Here is a 21,039-nt window from a genome sequence, read left to right on the forward strand (position 1 = left end):
CTGGCCTGGAACATGGGCCGAGCGCGCGAACCGTTAGCATGATTCGCGCGCCCGGTCGATCATTCGGCGGCGATCTGCTCGACCCGGTCGTCGAGTGGATGCGCGAGGCGGGTCAGCATTTCCTTGGGCACCACTTGCCAGAAATGGTCGACCGCGCGGCCCCAATCGTCGAGCAACGCGCCCGACCATTTGCTGTCGGTCGCGGCATGATGCGCGCGCACCAGGCCGAGCAGCACCGCTTCCCAATGCAGCGAGGACAGGCGGTTCCAGGTGATGTTCTCGGGGTTGGCGCGCCGCGCGAAGCTGCCGTCGGCATCATAGATGAACGCCATGCCGCCGGTCATGCCTGCACCGAAATTGGCACCGACCGGGCCGAGCACGACGGCGGTGCCGCCGGTCATATATTCGCAGCCATTGGCACCGCAGCCTTCGACCACCACGGTCGCGCCCGAATTGCGCACCGCGAAGCGTTCGCCCGCCTGACCCGCTGCATAGAGGCTGCCCGAGGTTGCGCCGTAGAGCACGGTGTTGCCGATGATGGTGTTGTCCTGGCTGGCGAGCGGCGAACTGACCACCGGGCGAACGACGATGTTGCCGCCCGACAGGCCCTTGCCGACATAGTCATTGGCGTCGCCAAACACTTCGAGCGTGATGCCCTTGCACAGGAACGCGCCGAGGCTCTGCCCGGCCGAGCCGCGCAGGCGGACATGGACATGCCCGTCGGCGAGGGCCGACATGCCGAAGGTCCGCGTGATCTCGCTCGACAGCCGAGTGCCGACCGCGCGGTGCGTGTTGCGCACCGAATAGGTCAATTGCATCTTCTCGCGCCGGGTGAAGACGGCGGCGGCGTCCTTTATCATCTGCGCATCGAGGCTGTCGGGCACTTCGTTGCGGCGCGTTTTCAGGCTGAAGCGGCGCTGATCGTCGGGTGCATCGACCTTGGCGAGGATCGGGTTGAGATCGAGGTCATCGAGATGCTCGGCACCACGGCTGACCTGGCGTAGCAATTCGGTGCGGCCGATCACTTCGTCCAAGCTGCGGAAGCCGAGCCGGGCGAGGATGTCGCGCACTTCCTCGGCGATGAAGGTCATCAAATTGATGACCTTTTCGGGCGTACCGCCGAATTTGGCGCGCAAAGCGGCGTCCTGCGTGCACACGCCGACCGGGCAGGTGTTGGAATGGCATTGCCGCACCATGATGCAGCCCATTGCTACCAGCGACAGCGTGCCGATGCCGAACTCTTCCGCGCCCAGGATCGCGGCGATCACGATATCGCGCCCGGTCTTGAGGCCGCCATCGGTGCGCAGCTTGATCCGCCCGCGCAGGCCGTTGAGCGTCAGCGTCTGGTTGACCTCCGACAAGCCCATTTCCCACGGCGTTCCGGCATATTTGATGCTGGTCTGCGGCGAGGCCCCGGTCCCGCCGACATGCCCGGCGATCAGGATGACGTCGGCATGCGCCTTCGCCACGCCCGCCGCCACCGTGCCGATCCCGGCCGAGGAAACGAGCTTCACGCACACGCGCGCGATCGGGTTGATCTGCTTCAGATCATAGATGAGCTGCGCCAGATCCTCGATCGAATAGATGTCGTGATGCGGCGGTGGCGAGATCAGCGTCACGCCCGGCGTCGCATGGCGCAGCTTGGCGATGAACTCGGTCACCTTGAAGCCGGGCAATTGCCCGCCCTCGCCGGGCTTTGCCCCCTGCGCGACCTTGATTTCGATCTCGTCGCAGGCGTTGAGATATTCCGCTGTCACGCCGAAGCGGCCGCTGGCGATTTGCTTCACCCCCGAATTGGCGTTGTCGCCATTGGCATAGGGTTGATAGCGCGCACTGTCCTCGCCGCCTTCGCCCGACACGGCCTTGGCACCGATGCGGTTCATCGCGATGGCGAGCGTTTCATGCGCTTCCGGGCTGAGTGCGCCCAAGGACATGCCCGGCGTCACGAAACGCTTGCGGATTTCGGTGATCGCCTCGACCTGATCGACCGGCACGCCCTCGGCCGGGAAGTTGAACTGCAGCAGGTCGCGCAGATAGATGGGCGGCAGCCCCTCCACCCCGCGCGAGAATTGCAGATAGGTGGAATAACTGTCGGTCGACACCGCCGTTTGCAGCAAGTGCATGAGTTGCGCGGAATACGCGTGCGTTTCGCCGGTGTGGCGCTGGCGATAGAAGCCGCCGATCGGCAGCGATGCCACCGCCGAGTCATACGCCTTGTCGTGCCGCAACTGCGCGTTGAGGTGGAGCGAGGCATAGCCCTCGCCCGAAATCTTCGCGGGCATCCCCGGGAACAGGTCGTTGACCAGCGCACGGCTGAGGCCGACCGCCTCGAAATTATAGCCGCCGCGATAGCTGGAGATTACCGCGATCCCCATCTTGGACATGATCTTGAGCAGGCCCTCGTCGATCGCGGTGCGATGCCGCGCGAGGCACTGCGCCAGAGTCAGATCCCCGAACAGGCCGCGCGCATGGCGGTCGGCAATCGCGGCCTCGGCGAGATAGGCGTGGACCGTGGTCGCGCCGACACCGATCAGCACCGCATAATAATGCGTGTCGAGGCATTCGGCCGTCTGGATGTTGATGCTGGCATAAGAGCGCAGCCCCATCCGTACGAGGTGCGTATGGACAGCCGCCGCCGCGAGCACGCCGGCGATGCCGATCCGGTCCGGGCCGATGCCCATGTCGCTCAGGAACAATTCGCTCTTGCCCTGACGCACCGCCGTCACCGCTTCGGCACGGATGCGCGCAATCGCGGCGCGCAGCGTCTCGGGGCCGCCACCGGCTTCGAAGGTGCAGTCGATCTCGGCCGCCTGTGCGCCGAAATGCGCCTTGAGCTGCGCCCAAGCGGTGCCGTCCAGCACAGGCGATTGCAGCACCAGCACGCCATCGCGCCGATCCTCGGTGTCGAGAATATTGGCCAGGTTGCCGAAGCGCGTCTTGAGCGACATCACATGGCGTTCGCGCAGCGGATCGATCGGCGGGTTGGTGACCTGGCTGAAATTCTGCCGGAAGAACTGGCTGATCAGCCGCGGCTTGTCGGAAATGACCGCGAGCGGGGTATCGTCGCCCATCGAGCCGATCGCTTCCTTGGCGCTTTCGACCATCGGCGCGAGGATCAGCTCCATATCCTCCAGCGTCTGCCCGGCGGCGATCTGGCGGCGTGTCAGCTCGGCGCGCTCGAAATGCGTGATCGCCTCGCCTTCGGGCTGCGGCAGATCGTCGATCCGCTTGAACGCGCCGATCATCGCGGCATAGTCGGCCTCGCCCGCGATGCGGTCCTTGATCGCGCGGTCGTGCAGCAGCACGCCTTCATCAAGGTCGATTGCGAGCATCTGCCCCGGTCCCAGCCGGCCCTTTTCGACCACGGTCGATTCGGGCACGACGACCATGCCGCTTTCGGAGCCAACGATCACCAGACCATCGATCGTGCGGACATAGCGCAAGGGGCGCAGCGCGTTGCGGTCCATGCCCGCCACCGCCCAGCGGCCATCGGTCATCGCCAGTGCGGCGGGTCCGTCCCACGGCTCCATCACGCTCGCCAGATATTGATACATGGCGAGGTGTTCGGGCGGCATGTCGATGCTGTCGGCCATCGCCTCCGGCACCAGCATCAGCTTGGCGGTCGGCGCATCGCGGCCAGAGCGGCAGATCGCCTCGAACACCGCGTCGAGCGCGGCGGTGTCGGATGCGCCCGCCGGGATCACCGGCTTGATGTCCTCGGACTGCTCCCCGAACGACAGGCTCGCCATCTTGATCTCGTGGCTGAGCATCCAGTTCTTGTTGCCGCGAATGGTGTTGATCTCACCATTGTGCGCCAGCGTGCGGAACGGTTGCGCCAGCCACCATTGCGGGAAGGTGTTGGTCGAATAGCGCTGATGGAAGATCGCGACGCGGCTCTCGAAGCGCGGATCGCGCAGATCGGGGTAGAAGATCGACAGCGATTCGGCGAGGAACAGGCCCTTGTAGATGATCGAGCGGCACGACAGCGAGCAGATGTAGAAGCCCTGGATCTGTGCCGCGATGACGCGCTTCTCGATCCGGCGGCGGACGAGATACAGGTTCTTCTCGAACTCGGCGGCGGTCTGGTCGTCGGGCAGGGGCCCCGCGATCATGATCTGTTCGATCTCGGGACGGGTGGCGAGGCCCTTCTGCCCGATCACCGACACGTCGACCGGCACCTGGCGCCAGCCATAAATGGTATAGCCTTCCTCGATGATCGCGCTTTCGACGATCGTGCGGCAGGCTTCCTGCGCGCCGAGATCGGTACGCGGCAGGAAGATCATGCCGACCGCGAGCCGGTTGGGCAGCGGACGGTGGCCCGAGGCGGCGATCGCATCGTCGAAGAATTTGAGCGGCAGATCGATATGCAGGCCAGCGCCGTCGCCGGTCTTGCCATCGGCGTCGACCGCACCGCGATGCCATACGGCCTTCAGCGCATCGATTGCCGACTGCACGACGCGGCGCGAGGGCGTGCCATCGGTCGCCGCGACGAGACCGACGCCGCAAGCGTCGCCCTCAAATTCGGGGCGGTACATGCCGTGTTCGGCGAGATAGGCGCGTTGGTCGATCATTGCGTTTTCACTGGCGGCTGGAGGGCGGTGATTTGCTTAACGAGATCTGCGATGTCGGACTGCACCGTTTTCATCGATTGCGTCATTATGTTGCGTTGCCAGGCGGCGATGTCCGGATCGCTCATGATCGTCATGGAATTCGCCGTGTAAACCTTGCCGGTCGGGGTCGAGAAGAATGCCGACAAATCATGGAGTTGGGATATATCGAACCGACGCGCGTAAGCGTGCGCCATCGCGTCGGCCATTCCGGGCAGGTTTGCGTTTAATACCTGGGTCGATCGAGCGAATTGACGAGCGACAAAGGCATCGAAGATCGTTTTGACGCGCGGGTCCTTGTTAACCGCAGCCGCAAATTCAGGATTGGCCATGAGCGGCTGACGAATGTTGGCGGTCATCGCCGCCATCATACCGTTCATCATTTGCTCCCGGGTGGCCGGGGGGAAGATTTGGTCGATGAGCAAGCGGGCTGCGGCGAGGCGGGCTGGATCAACTGCGGGCACCGCAGCTTCCGACGTTGCGGTCTGGCTGATGGCGGGGGCGGCGGGGGCGAGGATCGCGGCCGCGAGCAAGATCATCCTCTTCACGCCGCTTTCCTCCCTGCGCTCGCCTTCGCCTTCAGATATTTGTGCATGCTCGCCGCGACATCGCGGCCGTCGCGGATCGCCCAGACGACGAGGCTCGCACCGCGCACGATGTCGCCTGCTGCGAACACGCCGTCGAGCGATGTCATCAGCGTTTTGTTATCGACCAGCACGGTGCCCCAGCGCGTCGTGCCGAGTTCGGGTGCACCGAACAGCTTCGGCAGATCCTCGGCATCGAAGCCGAGCGCCTTGATGACGAGATCGGCGGGCAGATCGAAGCCTCCCTCCGGGTCGATTTCGGGCGCGCGGCGGCCCGAGGCGTCGGGTGCGCCGAGGCGCATGCCGCTTGCTTTCACGCCGCCGACCGCCTCACCGCCGGTGAAGCTTTCCGGCGCGGAGAGCCAGACGAACTCGACGCCTTCCTCCTCGGCGTTGTTCACTTCGCGCTGCGAGCCGGGCATGTTGGCGCGGTCGCGGCGGTAGAGGCATTTTACCGACGCCGCATTCTGGCGGATCGCGGTGCGCACGCAATCCATCGCGGTATCGCCGCCGCCGATGACGACGACATGCTTGCCCGCTGCATTGAGGCTGCCGTCATCGAAGGCGGGCACGGCATCGCCGAAATTCTTGCGGTTGGAGGCGGTGAGGAAGGCGAGGGCATCGACCACGCCGTTCTTGTCGACCCCGGGTGCCTTGATCGCGCGGGCGCGGTAGACGCCGGTGGCGATCAGCACCGCGTCATGGCGTTGGCGCAGCTCGTCGAGCGTGGCATCGCGGCCGACCTCGAAATTTTCATGGAAGACGATGCCGCTCGCCTTGAGCCGGTCGACCCGACGCATGACGACGGGCTTTTCGAGCTTGAAGCCGGGGATGCCATAGGTCAGCAGCCCGCCTGCACGATCGTACCGATCATAGACATGCACGTCATAGCCGTTGACGCGCAGATATTCGGCGGCGCTGAGCCCTGCGGGGCCTGCACCGATCACCCCGACCGATTGGCCGCGCGGCGTGCCGGGCACGAGCGGCTCGACCCAGCCTTCTTCCCAGGCGGTATCGGTGATGAACTTCTCGACCGACCCGATCGTCACCGCGCCGTGGCCGGAAAATTCGATGACGCAATTGCCTTCGCACAACCGGTCCTGCGGGCAGATGCGGCCGCAAATCTCGGGCATGGTCGAGGTGGAATTGCTCAGCTCATAGGCTTCGCGCAGGCGCCCTTCTGCGGTGAGGCGCAGCCAGTCGGGGATGTGGTTGTGCAGCGGGCAATGCACCGAGCAATAGGGGACGCCGCATTGCGAGCACCGCCCGGCCTGATCCTCCGCTTCGGGCGCGGCATAGCGCTCGGCGATTTCGCGGAAATCCTCGGCACGGATCTCGGGTTCGCGCTTGGCTGGATAAGCCTGCTCGCGATCGACGAACTTCAGTAGCGACGTGTCGGCCATCTGCGCCCCTTTCGAGGGCGCAGATACCGTGGCTTACGCGGATTGTCACGACCAAAACGGCTTTTAGGACAGCATGTGTGACCTATAAAATGCGTCGTTTGATGTGAGGGGTGCCAAAACCGGTTTTTGTCTAGCTTATATAATTCCGAACCGGCCCTAAATGCTCAAAAGCCATGCGAGGGCGATGCTTCCCGCAACAATCCGATACCAGGCAAAGGGGATGAACCCGAATCGGGTGACGATACCGACAAAGGCTTTCACCACGATCAGTGCCACGACGAAGGCGACCGCGAAGCCGAGTGCGATGGCCGCCAGCCCGACGCCGTGCCCGCTGACCAGCTCATGCCGGTTCTTGACCAGTTCGAGGGTGGTTGCCCCCAGCATGGTCGGGATGGCGAGGAAGAAGCTGAACTCGGCGGCAGTGCGCCGCTCCACCCCCAATGCCAGCGCGCCAAGGATGGTCGCGCCCGAACGGCTGACCCCCGGCACCATCGCCAGACATTGCAGGAAGCCGATGCCGACCACTTTGGGCAGCGGAATATCCGCCACGCCGACGATGTTGCTCTTGGGGGCGAAGCGTTCGACCGCGATGATCGCAAAGCCGCCGACGATCAGCGCGATCGACACCACCTCGGCATTGCCGAGCAGCGCCTCGATCTGCTTGTGGATGGCGAGGCCGATGACGGCGGCGGGGATGAACGCCACCAGCACGTTGCGCACGAAGCGGATCGACACCGGATCGCGCCGCAGCAGCCCCATGCCGACCGCCCAGAAGGTTCGCCAGTACAGCACCACGATCGCCAGGATGGCACCGAGCTGGATGACGATGTTGAACACCTCCCAGCGCGCCGCATCATAGCCCAGCAGCTTGGTCGCCAGGATCAGATGCCCGGTCGAGGAGACGGGCAGGAACTCGGTCACCCCCTCGACAATGCCGAGGAGGATGATGTTGATGATCTCGTTCACGAAAATCCCCTGTTAATCGGCGCTCAGGCCGATGCCGGCACCGCGAACCGTCCGCCCTTGCGATATTGCACCAGCCACCCCGCCGCCACCGCGTCGAGCGGCGTTGGGGTGATTCCCAGCGCGGTTAGCCCGTTCGTGGTGGTAACGACATTATCGTTTGCCAACATCTTCCATTGATCGGATGTGATCGGCGCGCCGGGCAGGAAGCCGAACGCTGCGATCGCCCCGCCAATGGCGTCGGGCAATTCGACGATATGCGGCGTGCGGCGGACCGCCTTGGCGATCCAGCGCACCAGCGCACCCATCGACAGAATGTCGGGGCCGCCCAGCTCCAGCGTCTTGCCCGCCGACAGCGCCGGATTTTCGATCGCGGCGACCACCGCGTCGGCGACGTCGCCAACGTACACTGGCTGGAATTTGGTTCCTGCGCGCAGCACCGGCACGACCGGCGCGCTGGCAATCATCTTGGCGAAGCGATTGATGAATTGGTCCTCGCGGCCGAACACGATCGACGGGCGCAGGATCGTAGCGCTGGGGAAGGCCGCGCGCACCGCCGCCTCGCCCTCGCCCTTGGAACGGCCATAGGCCGAGGGCGATGCGGGATCGGCCCCGATCGCCGAAATCTGCACCAGCTGGGCAACGCCTGCGGCTTTCGCAGCCTCGGCGACGATGCGCGCGCCCTCGACATGCACCCGTTGGAAATCCCCGCCGAGGATGCCGACCAGATTCACCACCGCATCCGACCCGGCGACCGCACGCGCAATCGATTCGGGCTTGGCGAGGTCAGCGGCGACGAATTGCGTCTGGCCGAGCCCGCCCTGCGGCTTCAGAAAGAAGGCTTGGCGCGGATCGCGCTGCGCGATTCGCACGCGCGCGCCCCGTGCGAGCAAGGCTTGCGCGACATAGCGGCCGAGAAAACCCCCGCCGCCAATCAGCGTAACCAGTGTGTCTTTCATGTGGTGCGCCTCGTAAATGCCGTCTGAACCGGTAATTTGTCCCTTGCCCCAGCAACGCCCGTGTTGACAAGGCCGACTCCGCTCCCCTAAGGGCCGCTCCCTACCCAGTGCCCGGATGGCGGAATTGGTAGACGCACCAGCTTCAGGTGCTGGCGCTCGCAAGGGCGTGGAGGTTCGAGTCCTCTTCCGGGCACCATTTGTTTTCTGTTCGTTCCATCTGGGAGCGTCCAGGGACGCCAGGCAAGCGGCTGGCTTCAAAGCACAAATTCATTGACGATCGCTGGCAACCGTCCGGGTTGATCCAGCGGAATTCAGCAAAAGAGACACAAAAGAGGTCTCATTTTGTGTCTGCTGGTGACGTGCTCCCCAGAATTCATGCCATTGGTAATTAGCTCGTCAGTTGGAGACGAGTGATGCGGCGAAGCCGATTTACCGAGGATCAGATCATTGGGGTACTGCGCGAGCATGAAGCTGGCGCGAAGACGGCCGATCTGTGCCGGAAGCACGGGATCAGCGATGCAACCTTTTACACCTGGAAGTCGAAGTACGGCGGACTGACGGTGTCCGACGCGGCACGATTGCGAGCGCTGGAAGATGAGAACCGACGGCTGAAGAGGCTGCTGGCGGAATCGATGCTGGACGTGTCGGCGCTGAAGGATCTGCTGGGAAAAAACTGACCCGGTCTGCGGAGCGCTACGCTGCGGTGGAGAAGCTGATGGCCGATCACGGCTTCTCCGAGCGTCGTGCCTGCAGGCTGGTCGGGGTCAATCGGTCGGCGTGGCAATATGAGCCGCTTCGCGGGAAGGACGATGCTGTGCGCGAACGGATGCGCGAGATCGCCAACGAGCGCCGTCGGTTCGGCTATCGTCGGCTGGCGATCCTGCTCAGGCGCGAGGGGGAAGGCATGAACTTGAAGAAGGTGTATCGGCTGTATCGCGAGGAGCGGCTGACGGTGCGCAAGCGTGGCGGCCGCAAGCGGGCGCTCGGCACGCGGGCGCCGATGGCGATCCCGCAGGAACCCAACCAGCGCTGGTCGCTCGACTTCGTATCTGACTCGTTGGCCTGCGGCCGGCGGTTCCGTATGCTCAACGTGATCGACGATTACAGCCGGGAATGCCTGGCGTGCATCGTCGATACCTCGCTGTCAGGTCGGCGCGTCGTCCGCGAGCTGAGCGCCATCGCCGAACGTCGCGGACTGCCGTGCATGGTGGTCAGCGACAATGGCACCGAGCTCACCAGTCACGCCGTTCTCGCCTGGTGCCAGGAGACCGGGGTCGAGTGGCATTACATCGCGCCGGGCAAGCCGCAGCAGAACGGCTTCGTCGAAAGCTTTAATGGTCGCTTGCGCGACGAGTGCCTGAACGAGCACCTGTTCCCATCGCTGGCTGCGGAGACGGATCATTGAGGCATGGCGGACGATCTATAACACCGTGCGTCCGCACAGCAGCCTTGGCGGGTTGGCACCCGCCGAGTTTACGAACCGCCCCCGCCAGCGGCATATGAACACCGAAGCTAAGTTATCAGCGGCCTGAAAATGTGGAGCACGTCAAAAGGGGCCATGGGCATCGGACCAAGAGATGACCGCAATTGTCCGAAGCCGCCACCTCGATAGCGAGGCCCGACGAGATCACAGCGTCGCCTTGCCGATCGAGGCTCCGCCGTCGACGTGGAGTGTCTGGCCGGTGATGAAAGCTGCATCGCCCGAGAGCAAAAAGGCGATGGCTGCGGCGATTTCATCAGGCTTTCCGAGCCGCTGCATGGGAACGCCCGCGAGGTAGCGCCGCTCGCCTTCACTGCCCGGCTGATTGTTGGCGCGGAACAGCTCGGTTTCGGTCGGCCCGGGCGCAACTGCATTGACCGTAACGCCGGTGGTCGCGAGTTCCAGCGCCCAGCTGCGGGTGAAGCTGACGAGCGCCGCCTTCGCCGCTGCATAGGCGGTCCGTTCGAGGCTGCCCAGGATGGTCAGGCTGGAAATGTTGACGATCCGGCCCCAGCCGCGATCCTTCATGCCCGGCAGGATCGCCTGCGCGGCCTGGAGCGCCGGGTGCAGGTTCACCCGCATTACTTCCTCCAGCGCAGCTAGCTCGACTTCGCCGAGCCGCTGCGGACGGACGAGCCCGACATTGTTGATCACGCCATCAAACGCGAAGCGGCGGGTAAGATCGGCGAGTGCTGCATCGGTGGCGGCCGTGTCGGCAAGATCGACGGGTACAAGCGTGCCGGGGAAATCGGCGGTCGCCTGTCGGGCAATGCCGACGACCTGCTGGCCGTCAGCGGCGAGGCGATGGGCGAGCGCGAGGCCAATGCCCTTGCTGGCACCGGTGATGAGGAAGGTTCGGGTCATGGTCTTCTCCGGACAGACGTGCTCCCGGTGCTTTCGCACCCGAAGCGCTACGGGCTTCAGGCAGCGACGTTGGCAGCGCGGCGCAGTGTGGGGAGCATGTCTTCGGGTTCCGGGCGGCGCGTATAGTCCGGGTTCACCTCGGCATAGAGAATCGTGCCATCCTGGCCGATGACGAAGCGCCCCGGCATCGGCAGCGTCCAGCTCGGATCGCCGTTGAACGTCGGCAGATCGTTCTTCAGCGTCTTGTACAGGTCGACCAAATAGTCGGGCATCGCGAAACGCAGGCCGAACGCCGCCGCCACATCGTTGCGCGGGTCCGAAAGGATCGGGAAACCGAGTTCGTTCTGGCGCACGGATTTGCGGCTGTTGACGGCGGTCTGCGGCGAGATGGCGACGAGGCTGGCACCAAGCTTCTTGAACTCGGGCAGCGCCGCCTGGAGCGCCTGCAACTCCATGTTGCAATAGGGGCACCAGACACCGCGGTAGAAGCTGACCACCAGTGGCCCCTTCGCCAGCAGATCGGCGGAAGCGACTGGCGTGCCGTCTGGATCGTTGAGCGTGAAGGCTGGTGCCGCCTCGCCGGCCTTGAGTGCCCGCGCAGCCGCGCCGCTGGCGATCAGTTCGGTGGTCGCGCGGTCCATCGTGTCGATTACCTCGGGCGGCACGGCATAGGGTGGCTTTCCGGCGCGGAAATCGGCTTTGAAGGCATCAAGCCTGGCTTGAAGAGTCATGAGAAGTCTCCTTGGATCGAATGCCGGGAAGCGGAATTAATGGTCTTGCGGAACGAGCGCGCTGACGCGTTCGATCGCACGCTGGACGCCGGGGCGAGCCTCGACCTCGGCATACCAGCGCGCGACGTTGGGCGTGTCGTCGAGCGCGACGCCGGCAAACGCGCGCCGCCACAGCCAACCGAAATGGGCGATGTCCGCTATTGTGAACGCATCGCCCGCGACGAAGCGGCGCTCCGCCAGCACGCGGTCCAGAACCGAAACGGTCCGCTTCGCTTCTGTCGAGAAACGCTCGATGGCGATCGGCTGCGGCTCGGCAGCGAAGCGCTGGAAGAATCCCGACTGGCCGAACGCCGGCCCCAGCCCCGAGGCATGGAAGAACAGCTGCTCGAATACCCACGCGCGCCCTTCGCCGGCCGATGGCATGAGCATTCCGGTCTTTTCGGCGAGATAGATCAGGATCGCGGCGGACTCGGTCAACACCAGCCGCCCGTCGGGACCATCGGGATCGATCAGTACCGGCACCTTGCCATTGGGGTTGAGCGCCAGGAAATCGAGTGCTTTCTGCTCGCCCTGGCGGACATTCACGGAACGCAGCGCATAGTCGAGCCCCAGCTCCTCCAGCGCGATCGGCACTTTGACGCTGTTGGGCGTCGCAAAAGCATAGACTTCTAGCATCGTCATCATCCCGGCGCGCTCCGGACCATCCGGGAGCGCTGCCATGAGATGCCTCTTCGTCGCTCGACAGGGCAGCGGCCTTGAAGCAATAATGCTCATTCCCAGGAGGAATGACGTGGACCGATATCAAGCAATGGCGACTTTCGTCCGCGTGGTGGAAACGGGCTCCTTCTCTGCCGCCGCCCGACATCTGAACGTCGGTCAGCCGGCCGTCTCCAAAACGATCGCACAACTGGAAGACCGGCTTCAGGTCCGCCTGCTGATTCGCTCGACCCACGGCCTGAAGCCCACAGAGGCCGGGCAGCGCTTCTTCGAGCGCGCGCGCTCGGCCATCCGGGAAGCCGACGAGGCCGAACTTGCAGCGCGCGGCGCGGGTGCCGGATTGTCCGGGTGCCTGCGCGTCTCGGCGGCGACGACTTTCGCGCGGCTGCACATCGTGCCGCTACTGCCGCGCTTTCTGGAACAGCATCCCGAACTGGAGATCGACGTGATCCTCGATGACCGCGTCATCGACCTCGTCGCCGAGGGGGTCGACTTGTCATTGCGCATGGGCACGCTGGCGGATTCCACGGCGACCGCGCGCAAACTCGCAACCGGCGGCAGATCGGTGCTGGCCACACCGGCTTATTTCGCGCGCGCCGGGGAACCGAAGAATCCTGCCGACCTCGCCGACCATGAAGCCGTAGTCTACGGCCAGACGGTCAGCGTCTGGTCGTTCAGCTCCGGCGGCACCGAGTCTTCGGTGGCGGTGCGCGGTCGCGTGCGCGTAAGCGCGGCCGAAGGGCTCCGCGCCGCCGTGCTCGCCGACATGGGCGTCACCATCGCCTCGGATTGGATGTTTGCGCCTGAACTGGCGAGCGGCGCGGTGCGGCGCGTCCTGACCGACTGGTCGCTTCCGTCGCTCGACCTGTGGGCCGTGTTCCCTGCGGGCCGAATGGCGAGCGCCAAGGCCCGCGAGTTCGCAAACTTCGTGGAAACGGTGATGGCAGACGGTCATTCCGTGCAGGCATAAAGATTATCACTTCAGGCTGTCATCCGCGTCCATCCGGAATGGCCTAGCTGATCCGCACGCCGACCGACGGGGTCGGCACAGACAGAAGGATCAGCCGTCATGGCCAAGTTCGACACCTATCGCGACGCCTTCCCCAACGCCCGCTTGACCCGCAAGGACAATGGCGTGCTCGAAGTCGCGCTGCACACCGACGGCGGCAAGCTCGTCTTCAACGGCCATACCCACGAGCAGTTCGTCGACCTGTTCCATGCGATCGGCGAAGATCGCGACAATCGCGTCGTAATCCTGACGGGTTCCGGCGATGCCTTCATGGATGCGATCGATCCCGAGGGCTTCGATTTCTTCACCCCTAGGGGCTATGACAAGATCCTGCGCGAAGGCCGCAAGGTGCTGTCGAACATCCTCGATATCGAAGTGCCGATGATCGCCGCGCTCAACGGGCCAGTGCTGCTGCACAGCGAATATGCGCTGCTCACTGATATCGTCCTCGCCACGCCAGAGACGGTGTTCCAGGACAAGCCGCATTTCGAGTTCGGCATCGTTCCGGGCGATGGCGTGCATGTCCTGTGGCCGCACGTGATCGGATCGATCCGCGGGCGCTATTTCCTGCTCACCCGGCAAGTTTTGGACGCCGGGACAGCGAAGGACTGGGGCGTGGTCAATGAGATCGTGGCGGCCGACCGCCTGCTCGCCCGCGCGCACGAGATCGCCGACGGCATCGCAGCGCTGCCGCCGCTCACCGGCCGCTATACGCGGATCGCACTCACCCAGGGACTGCGTCGATTGATTGAGGCGGATGGCGGCTATGGCCTTGCGCTGGAAGGCATCAGCGCTGCGGACGTCGCCCGCACGATGGCGGCCCAAGCCTGACATTTGCGCCGCCGCTCGGCAACGCGCGGTCGGTGGCGTCCCCCTGACCGGGAATTCTTGAAGGTCCGCTTCGCTCAGAAGCGGACCTTTACTCATTGCGGGCCGGATGGGGTATATTGGTCGTGACCAGCGTTCGCTGAGCCATCGACGTAACCACCAAGCATATATTTGAACCGGCTGTTATGGCTTGCGGCTTTGCAAAACCTGCCGGTCGGCAATCAGCGAAGTCTGCTCGTTCGCAAGCCGAATACCGGAAGCCCGGCGAATGTCCGCTCCCTCCGCAAACCGCCCTTCTCCATCGGACCTGCGAATGACGGCTTTGTCCCAGGTTTCGCCCTTCCAGCTGGGCTGTAGTTTGAGCGTGCACCGACGAATGGATGTCGGAAGTTGGGAAGGCGAAAAAGTCTCGGGAGTGGCCGCTCGTGGGTCACCGCCGCCACGAAGCTGGCAGCACCTGTTTTCGCGGTTCGACGGACGGGCGCAAGCGACTGCTAAAGTCCAGAGCTGCCATTGGTTTGCAGAGCAGTATTTCACGCCCCGATGCCGTTCCCGGAAGTGCCACATGCTCTCAGTCCGGCGTCTGGCAACACGCGGCATCCGTGGAAGCCCATTCAGCGTCGTTTGGCATTGCGCATCGCAAGCATTGCTTCGGGTTCGTCGGTCAGCAACATGGAGGCACCGGCGCGGACGAGCGCACCCCACACCGCATCCGGGGCCCGCAGAGCGTCGCGGTCGCTGCCCGCGCCGACCACGAAATTGCCGTCCAGCATGTTCACCCAAAGCCGCACACCCAGCGATCGCGCGCGTGCCGAAACCGTCGTGAGCATCGACAGTGGCAGGCGATACGGCAATTCGATGCCAACAGGCTTCACGCTGCCCGCCATCTGCGCGGAGATGATATCGGCGATGGCGAGGTCGCGATCGTCGACATCCTGCGGGATCACCAGGAACGCCACTTCGTCATACGGTGCCATTGCTGCAAGCGGTAGCGATCCGGCACCGACCCGCGTCTTGAGCGTCACGCGATCTTGCGCACCGGCTTTGCGCGCGGCGGCGATGACTTGCGGATAGACGGCGTCCTTCACGTCGAGGTTGAGGACGATCCGATCCTTCGCGAGTTCCAGCATCTCGTCGAGCGTCAGCACGGCCTGATCAGTCATTGCCGCCGCCGGGCCGCCTTCGCCCTGACGCAGGTGCAATAGCTTGATCTGGGCCAAAGTGAGATCGGCGACCTTGCCGCTGCCGTCGGTGGTACGGTCGACACTGTCGTCGTGCATGATGACGAGATAGCCGTCGCGCGTTTCGCGTACGTCTGTTTCCATCATGTCTACGCCCATCGCCGCGCAGCGCTGCAAGGCGAGCGCCGAGTTTTCCGGCGCGGGCCCATACCCATGATGCGGGGCGGGCGCATGGCAGCCGCGATGCGCGACGACGACCAGCCCGCCCTGCGGATTGCGAACGTTGGCCATGATGTCGCGCGGTGTCGCCGCGCCCGCTGCGCTGCTCGCGAACAGCGCGAGGGCGGCGGTGAAGGGGAGAATTTTCATAGAGAGAGAGCCCAAATGGGAGAAGCGCGCCTTCGGGCGAAGGTTCGCGCGCCAGGAAAAGGCCCGGACGATCCCGTCCGGGCCGACAGGTCAGCGTGGAACGATCACCATTTCAGGCCGACCACGAAGCGGACATTGCGGCCCCATAGGGGACGGCCGAAGATCGCGTCGGGCGTGCCCTGACCGGACAGAGTGTCGCCTGCGGTATTGCCCTCGGTCAGGCCATGCGCGTTGGTGACATTGTCGCCGACGATCTGGAAGTTCCAGGGTCCATGATCGAACGTCATGCCTGCGCTGAAATAGCCATAGGCCGGCAGCGCGGTGGTGTTCGTCACATCGACATAGCGTTTTCCGACGTAATCGTAGCGTCCGTAGACGCTCAGTCGGTCACCACCATGGAACTTGAAATCGAGGCTCGGACGGATGTTTCCGTAGATTTTGGGCTGCCGCACGATCTGCTTGCCGGCCACTGCGCCGGCGCTAGCCCCCGTGGTGCTGGTGAAGTTGATGTATTTGGGGTCCTGCACCGTAACCGCGCCCGATACCGACAACGGACCCGCGACCCGCAAAAGCCCGTCCGCCTCGATGCCCTTGTCTTCGGCCGATCCGACGAAGGCGACGATCTGGTCGCTGCGCCCGGTGGAAGGGTTGAAGGTGGTGAAGCTGGCGCTCAATGGATCGAATTTGGTATAGAAACCGGTGAGATACAGGTAGGAATGCCCGACCAGCGCCTTCACCCCTGCCTCGTAGAGCTTTGCCTTCGATGCGGTGAACGAAGAACCGGTGATCGCGACGGCGGACGCATAAGCGGGCACTTCGAGTTGCGATGCGCGCGCGTAAATGCCGAAGCGGCTGCTGAGATCGTAGTTCACGCCCGCCGTCCAGTTCGTCGCCTTGGGCTTGAATTTCGTGGTGACGATCGCGCCGGTGAAGCCTCGCGTCGCATTGTCGGCGAGCGTCGCCGCATTGCCGAGATTGTACGAGCCCGTGGTCTGGGAAAAGCCGTTATAGCTGTACCATTCCTGCCGAAGGCCGAGGTCGATCCGCAGGCGGTCGGTGATGTCCCATGTGTCGGTTCCGTACACCGCGACCATCTGCGCATCATATTTGCCGCCGACCAGCGACGCCGCGTCGTTCAGCGCGCCATTGTCGGTGACATAGCCCTTGACCGATCCATCGGCCCCGTAAGCGACGAGGTCCAAGGTCTTCGGCTGCGACGTGACCTGGAGCAGGTAGTTTTGATAGACGGCGAAGACGCTGCTGCCCCAGTCCGCGCCATAGACGCCGACGCGAATATCGTGGCTGCCCAAGGGGGTGTCGAACTTGCGCGTGACGCTCACGTCGCCTTGGCCGGAATAGAATTTCGCGTCGGTCGAACGATATTGCGCCGAAAGCACGAGGCCGGACTGGCTGGCGGGATCATAAAGCGAGGCACCGTTGGTGCCCGCAAAGGCATAGCCCAGATACGCGACATTGCCGAACGCCGCCTGCGCCGCCGCCAGATTGCTGTTTGCAAAGGTGGTGGCGACCAGCGGATTGGAGGTCGTGTACAGAGCATCGAAGTGCGAGCGCCCCTCGGTATAACCGGCCTTGGCGGAGACGTGCCACCCGCCGAAGTCACCCTCATAATCCAGTTGGGCGTTGCCGAAGCGCATATGTCGGCCATTGGCGAGATCCCCGCTCTGATTCTGCACAACGCCCGCGCCGTTGCGATACGCGATGTTCACCGAGCGCAGCGCCGGGGTGTCGAGCGTACCCGTCAGCGAATTGAGGTAGGGATTGAGGCTGACGGAGGGATTGCGGGGATCGGCAGTCGGCAGCGAGAGATAGAAGATGTTGCTGTCGTTGGTGTACTGGCCCGAGAGCTTGACGAAGCCGTTCGCAAAATCATGCTTCAAGTTCGCGCGGATCTGCCCGCCGCGATCGGACGGGAAGCCGGCATCGCGGTAGCCGTCATTCTGTCGCAGGAAGCCGCCGACCGCGTAATAGGTATCGTGACCCAGCGGTCCCGATTGATAGGCATCGAGCCGGTAGAGGCCGGTGGTCCCGACCGTCACCTGCGCCTCGCCCTGCGGTTTATCGCTGCCGGTGCGGGTGATCACGTTCGCGATCGCGGCCGCACCGCTCGCATAAATCGGTGCCGGGCCGCCCCGCACGACCTCGACCCGCTGGGTCATCAGGTCGGGACGGTTCATCCCGTCGCCCGCGTTGAAGAAATACCCGTCGAGATCGTGGAACAGCGGCAGGCCGTCCTGCTGGAAATAGAGATAGCCGCGGTCGGTCGGAATGCCGCGCACGCGGGTGATGTTCTGCACTTCGCCGCCGGTTGACTCGACCTGGATGCCCGGGACGACGCTGAGCAGCTGCGCCATGCTCTGGGGCGCGAGCTTCTTGATATCGTCCGAAGAAAGCGAATTGACCGCGTAGGAAACGTCGAAGCGCCGTTGCGCGCGAGCAGATCCGGTGACGACGATATCGACCGGCTGTTCGGCTTCGGCCTTAGCGGGAGCCGCGGCGTTCGCCTGGTCGCCGGGCGCGGTCTCGGCCAGCGCCGGGCCACCGGCAAAGAGCGCCAGGACGGCGGCATTGGTGAGCAGGCTTGTCTTGATTCGCATGATAATCCCCTTGAATTTGTTCGAGGGGCGCTTTCGTCGGGTTCGGTGACAGTTTTAATTGATTTCATGAAATTAAATCAGAGAGTTCCAAATGCGGTCAACGCCTACTTTCAAGCACGTCGTGGAGCGGAGCGAGCGCGGCACCCAGCACGACGGCCTTACTCCCAAGGCGGGATGCGTAGATCTGTGGCGTTGGCGCACGGAGCCCGCTGAAAAGGCGATTGCAATGCTCGGTCACCTGCGCCGCCAGCCTATCCAGGACCGATTGAGGCAGCGCGCCTGAAATGACCACCGCGCCGGGGTCCAGCCACGCGACGCCGCTATGCGTGGCTGCGGTCAGTTGCTTTGCAGCACGCGCGATCCATGTGTCGAAAACCGCGCGATACGGGTCCAAAAGGCCGTGCAGGTCGGCGAGAGATGCGACATCGGCACCTGCCCGGCGCAGGGTTTCCAGAAGATCGACCCCGGACGGCCTTGGTTCGCTGCCCGGAAAGAGCCGTCCGACCTCGCCCGCATTGTGGAACTCGCCGGAGAACAGGTCGCGCTCCGCGATCAGGCCGCCGCCGACACCGTGGCCGAGAAAGAAGACGAGGATCGAACGGTGCTGGCGGATGATTTCCGGGCGATAGAATTCAGCCAGCGCCGCCGCAGCCGCATCATTCTCGATCCACACGGGCATGCCCAGCACATCGCCTAGAACCTCCCGCAACGGAATATTGTCCCACGGCGCGATCCAATCGACGACCGCGCGACGGTTACGATCGCCATCGATCGCGTACCCCGCGACCGCTACGCCCAGGCCCAGGAAGCGGCCCCGCATAAAGCTGCGCTGCGCGACCAGAGTGCGCAGTCGCGCCTCGACCGTCCTTGCGAAAACCCTCGGATCATTTTGCGTAAAAGGCAGCGTATCCTCGAACAGAATCTCGCCCCGAAAATCGATTGCGACAAGCTCAAGCCATCCCGGGTGTACGGTCGCGCCGACCGACCATCCGCCATCGCCGGCGATCGCGACGGGAATCGTCGGGCGTCCGCGACCCGTCTCGGAATTCGTCGGAATATCCTCGACAAGCTGCATGTCGGCGAGCTGCTGCGTAATCCGCGTCAAGGTGGCGGGGTTGATGCCGAGCGTTTGGGCGAGGTGCACGCGCGCGGTCGGGCCATGGATGCGCAAATGCTGCACGACGCGCCGCTGCGCTTCGCTGAGAATGAGCCTGGTGGGCGAAGACATGCGCATAACGCCCGATTATATAATTGCAGTGCGTCAAAAAAATGAAGGGTGAGCCCTTTATGGCGATCGGGCCATGTCCCGCTTCTCCCAGCCTTCGGGCGTATCCCTGCCAACCGAGCCGATTCCGCTCTCGACCAAGCTCGCTTACAGTTCGGGCAATCTGGGCAAGAGTTTCCTCTGGAACGCCTTCGAGAGCGTCCTGCTCTATTTTCTCGTGTTCAATGCGGGCCTGTCTGCAGCGTATGCCGGTGCACTGCTCGCGTCGCTGATGGTGTGGGACGGCCTGGCCGATCTGGCGATTTCCTATCGATCCGACTGGACCGGACGGCGCGATGCGCAAGCACGCCTGATCCGGGTCGCGGCGCCATTGTGCGGTGCCGGTTTCGCGCTCATTTTCGCAGCACCAGGATTTGGCGGCACCGCCCTAACCGTCGCCGCCGTCGTCGGAAGCAGGATCGGCTACACGCTGGGCGATGTCGGGCATAACACCCTGCTCTTGCGAGTCGTTCGAACCGAGCGGGATAGCGGAGACGTCTCCGCGCTGCGTCTTATCTTCAGCGCGCTTGGCGGGAGCGGAGTCGGTTTGGCGCTGGCCAAGGTTCTGGCAATCGGCGATCAGGCGGGGCGCAGCCATGCCTTTGTCATCTTCGGCGTCGTCGGCGGTGCCCTTTACGCATCGACCTTGATCTTCGCGCAAATCGCGACCGCGCGGCTCGCGGATGGCGAAAGAAAGCCGCTTAAAGTCCCGGCCATAACGATGCTGCGACGTTTGCTTGCCAATCCTGCCTATCGCTTCGCGCTGTGTGTCGTCGCCATCCAGAGCATGTTGATCCCCTTTTTCTCGCGCGCGCTTCCGTTCTTCGGCCACGCCGTGATGCGGGACACGGCCTGGGCGGGTTGGGCGCTCGCCAGTATGACGTTTGGCCAGGGCGTTGCGCTACCTCTCTGGATGATCGTCGCGCGGCACATTCCGACGCGCACTGTCTTGGCCGTATCTCATATTGGCCTCATCCTATCGATTGGCTGCTTCGCGTTCAGCCTGACCTCGACCGCTGGCATGATCTTTCTCGCATTGCTTGGCGGAAGCCAGGCGGGCATGAACACCGCCATCTGGGCGCTTCTGGCGATGAGCGTGCAATCGGAACGCGGCAACGGGATTGTCGGCGAAGCCTTTCCGATCGGGCTGTTCGTCGCGACGTTGAAGGCCGCGTCCGGGTTGGGCACCGCGTTGCTTGCCGTCCTCGTCGCCAAGCTCCTCCCGGTTTGCCCATTATGTCCGCCGATTTCGCCTTCATTTGTCCTGTCGGGCGCGCTTGGTATTCCTGTCCTGGGTGCGATCTGCGTCTTGTACTTGCAGTTTGCCTCCTCCAGACGCCGATGAATGCCTCGGTTCATGACCGAAATCTGAGGCTGACGCTTCTTTGCCGGCACGTGGCTTAGTCTATGAAATTTAAGCGCATTTCGCCTGTCTTCTGGCGATGACGCCTTACCTGTCTTCTCT

The 21,039-nt window shown here is 63.9% G+C and carries 14 protein-coding genes, 1 tRNA gene and 1 pseudogene; 5 read left to right on the forward strand and 11 right to left on the reverse strand.

What is annotated here, in order from left to right:
• Positions 1-59 precede the first annotated feature (59 nt).
• From gltB to ACP7BY_RS14980, 5 genes are all read right to left on the reverse strand, one after another.
• A complete protein-coding gene (gltB, locus tag ACP7BY_RS14960; RefSeq protein ID WP_137902702.1) occupies positions 60-4,571 on the reverse strand; it encodes a glutamate synthase large subunit in 4,512 nt (1,503 codons plus the stop codon).
• Positions 4,568-5,146: a DUF2059 domain-containing protein gene (locus ACP7BY_RS14965; RefSeq protein WP_137902701.1), complete on the reverse strand. Its 579-nt coding sequence runs from the start codon at positions 5,144-5,146 to the stop codon at positions 4,568-4,570. Before ACP7BY_RS14965 ends, gltB begins: the two co-directional genes overlap by 4 nt.
• Positions 5,147-5,151: 5 nt before the next feature.
• Entirely contained in the window at positions 5,152-6,594 is a 1,443-nt protein-coding gene (locus ACP7BY_RS14970) for an NAD(P)-dependent oxidoreductase (RefSeq protein ID WP_033963516.1), read from the reverse strand.
• A gap of 156 nt (positions 6,595-6,750) precedes the next feature.
• Positions 6,751-7,560 carry an undecaprenyl-diphosphate phosphatase gene (locus ACP7BY_RS14975; protein ID WP_033963517.1) on the reverse strand — a complete coding sequence of 270 codons (810 nt, stop codon included), beginning with the start codon at positions 7,558-7,560 and terminating at the stop codon, positions 6,751-6,753.
• 23 nt (positions 7,561-7,583) lie between these two features.
• Positions 7,584-8,516, reverse strand: a complete 933-nt coding sequence (locus ACP7BY_RS14980) for a complex I NDUFA9 subunit family protein (protein WP_033963518.1) — start codon at positions 8,514-8,516, stop codon at positions 7,584-7,586.
• A gap of 109 nt (positions 8,517-8,625) precedes the next feature.
• Here ACP7BY_RS14980 and ACP7BY_RS14985 point away from each other — a divergent pair.
• A tRNA-Leu gene (locus tag ACP7BY_RS14985) sits at positions 8,626-8,712 on the forward strand.
• A 217-nt stretch (positions 8,713-8,929) separates the two neighbouring features.
• Positions 8,930-10,048, forward strand: a pseudogene (locus ACP7BY_RS14990) (IS3 family transposase).
• Positions 10,049-10,143: 95 nt separating this feature from the next.
• Here the strand turns inward: ACP7BY_RS14990 and ACP7BY_RS14995 are convergent.
• Genes ACP7BY_RS14995 through ACP7BY_RS15005 form a run of 3 tightly spaced genes read right to left on the reverse strand, consistent with a single transcriptional unit; the run spans position 10,144 to position 12,311 of the window.
• Positions 10,144-10,860 (reverse strand): SDR family oxidoreductase, encoded by a 717-nt coding sequence (locus ACP7BY_RS14995; RefSeq protein WP_033963520.1) that lies wholly within the window; start codon positions 10,858-10,860, stop codon positions 10,144-10,146.
• A gap of 56 nt (positions 10,861-10,916) precedes the next feature.
• Positions 10,917-11,591 carry a peroxiredoxin-like family protein gene (locus tag ACP7BY_RS15000; protein ID WP_033963521.1) on the reverse strand — a complete coding sequence of 225 codons (675 nt, stop codon included), beginning with the start codon at positions 11,589-11,591 and terminating at the stop codon, positions 10,917-10,919.
• Positions 11,592-11,627: 36 nt separating this feature from the next.
• Positions 11,628-12,311 (reverse strand): glutathione S-transferase family protein, encoded by a 684-nt coding sequence (locus ACP7BY_RS15005; protein ID WP_231564897.1) that lies wholly within the window; start codon positions 12,309-12,311, stop codon positions 11,628-11,630.
• Between the two features lie 88 nt (positions 12,312-12,399).
• Between ACP7BY_RS15005 and ACP7BY_RS15010 the strand changes: the two genes are divergently transcribed.
• Together ACP7BY_RS15010 and ACP7BY_RS15015 are read left to right on the forward strand one after the other, a co-directional pair.
• Positions 12,400-13,278, forward strand: a complete 879-nt coding sequence (locus ACP7BY_RS15010) for a LysR family transcriptional regulator (RefSeq protein WP_197057694.1) — start codon at positions 12,400-12,402, stop codon at positions 13,276-13,278.
• A gap of 99 nt (positions 13,279-13,377) precedes the next feature.
• Complete coding sequence (locus ACP7BY_RS15015; protein WP_033963523.1) at positions 13,378-14,148, forward strand: enoyl-CoA hydratase/isomerase family protein; 771 nt, start codon at positions 13,378-13,380, stop codon at positions 14,146-14,148.
• Between the two features lie 611 nt (positions 14,149-14,759).
• On the opposite strand, the gene ACP7BY_RS15020 is transcribed toward ACP7BY_RS15015, so the two are convergent.
• From ACP7BY_RS15020 to ACP7BY_RS15030, 3 genes are all read right to left on the reverse strand, one after another.
• Entirely contained in the window at positions 14,760-15,695 is a 936-nt protein-coding gene (locus ACP7BY_RS15020; protein WP_033963524.1) for a glycerophosphodiester phosphodiesterase family protein, read from the reverse strand.
• A 104-nt stretch (positions 15,696-15,799) separates the two neighbouring features.
• Positions 15,800-18,310, reverse strand: coding sequence for a TonB-dependent receptor (locus ACP7BY_RS15025; RefSeq protein ID WP_137902700.1), 2,511 nt, complete (start codon positions 18,308-18,310; stop codon positions 15,800-15,802).
• Between the two features lie 97 nt (positions 18,311-18,407).
• Entirely contained in the window at positions 18,408-19,538 is a 1,131-nt protein-coding gene (locus tag ACP7BY_RS15030; protein ID WP_033963565.1) for an ROK family transcriptional regulator, read from the reverse strand.
• Between the two features lie 73 nt (positions 19,539-19,611).
• Between ACP7BY_RS15030 and ACP7BY_RS15035 the strand changes: the two genes are divergently transcribed.
• Entirely contained in the window at positions 19,612-20,919 is a 1,308-nt protein-coding gene (locus tag ACP7BY_RS15035; protein WP_033963525.1) for an MFS transporter, read from the forward strand.
• Positions 20,920-21,039 lie beyond the last annotated feature (120 nt).

It is taken from the genome of Sphingomonas sp. PSPC2-2, assembly GCF_049897725.1.
Lineage (GTDB): Bacteria > Pseudomonadota > Alphaproteobacteria > Sphingomonadales > Sphingomonadaceae > Sphingomonas.

Bases quoted from the DNA above. Each gene is read 5' to 3' on its own strand.
- ACP7BY_RS14965 (WP_137902701.1), bottom strand. From the start codon at position 5,146: ATGATCTTGCTCGCGGCCGCGATCCTCGCCCCCGCCGCCCCCGCCATC.
- ACP7BY_RS14980 (WP_033963518.1), bottom strand. From the start codon at position 8,516: ATGAAAGACACACTGGTTACGCTGATTGGCGGCGGGGGTTTTCTCGGC.
- ACP7BY_RS15020 (WP_033963524.1), bottom strand. From the start codon at position 15,695: ATGAAAATTCTCCCCTTCACCGCCGCCCTCGCGCTGTTCGCGAGCAGC.
- ACP7BY_RS15000 (WP_033963521.1), bottom strand. From the start codon at position 11,591: ATGACTCTTCAAGCCAGGCTTGATGCCTTCAAAGCCGATTTCCGCGCC.
- ACP7BY_RS15025 (WP_137902700.1), bottom strand. From the start codon at position 18,310: ATGCGAATCAAGACAAGCCTGCTCACCAATGCCGCCGTCCTGGCGCTC.
- ACP7BY_RS15010 (WP_197057694.1), top strand. From the start codon at position 12,400: ATGGCGACTTTCGTCCGCGTGGTGGAAACGGGCTCCTTCTCTGCCGCC.
- ACP7BY_RS15035 (WP_033963525.1), top strand. From the start codon at position 19,612: ATGTCCCGCTTCTCCCAGCCTTCGGGCGTATCCCTGCCAACCGAGCCG.
- ACP7BY_RS15005 (WP_231564897.1), bottom strand. From the start codon at position 12,311: ATGGCAGCGCTCCCGGATGGTCCGGAGCGCGCCGGGATGATGACGATG.
- ACP7BY_RS15015 (WP_033963523.1), top strand. From the start codon at position 13,378: ATGGCCAAGTTCGACACCTATCGCGACGCCTTCCCCAACGCCCGCTTG.
- ACP7BY_RS14995 (WP_033963520.1), bottom strand. From the start codon at position 10,860: ATGACCCGAACCTTCCTCATCACCGGTGCCAGCAAGGGCATTGGCCTC.
- ACP7BY_RS14970 (WP_033963516.1), bottom strand. From the start codon at position 6,594: ATGGCCGACACGTCGCTACTGAAGTTCGTCGATCGCGAGCAGGCTTAT.
- ACP7BY_RS15030 (WP_033963565.1), bottom strand. From the start codon at position 19,538: ATGTCTTCGCCCACCAGGCTCATTCTCAGCGAAGCGCAGCGGCGCGTC.
- gltB (WP_137902702.1), bottom strand. From the start codon at position 4,571: ATGATCGACCAACGCGCCTATCTCGCCGAACACGGCATGTACCGCCCC.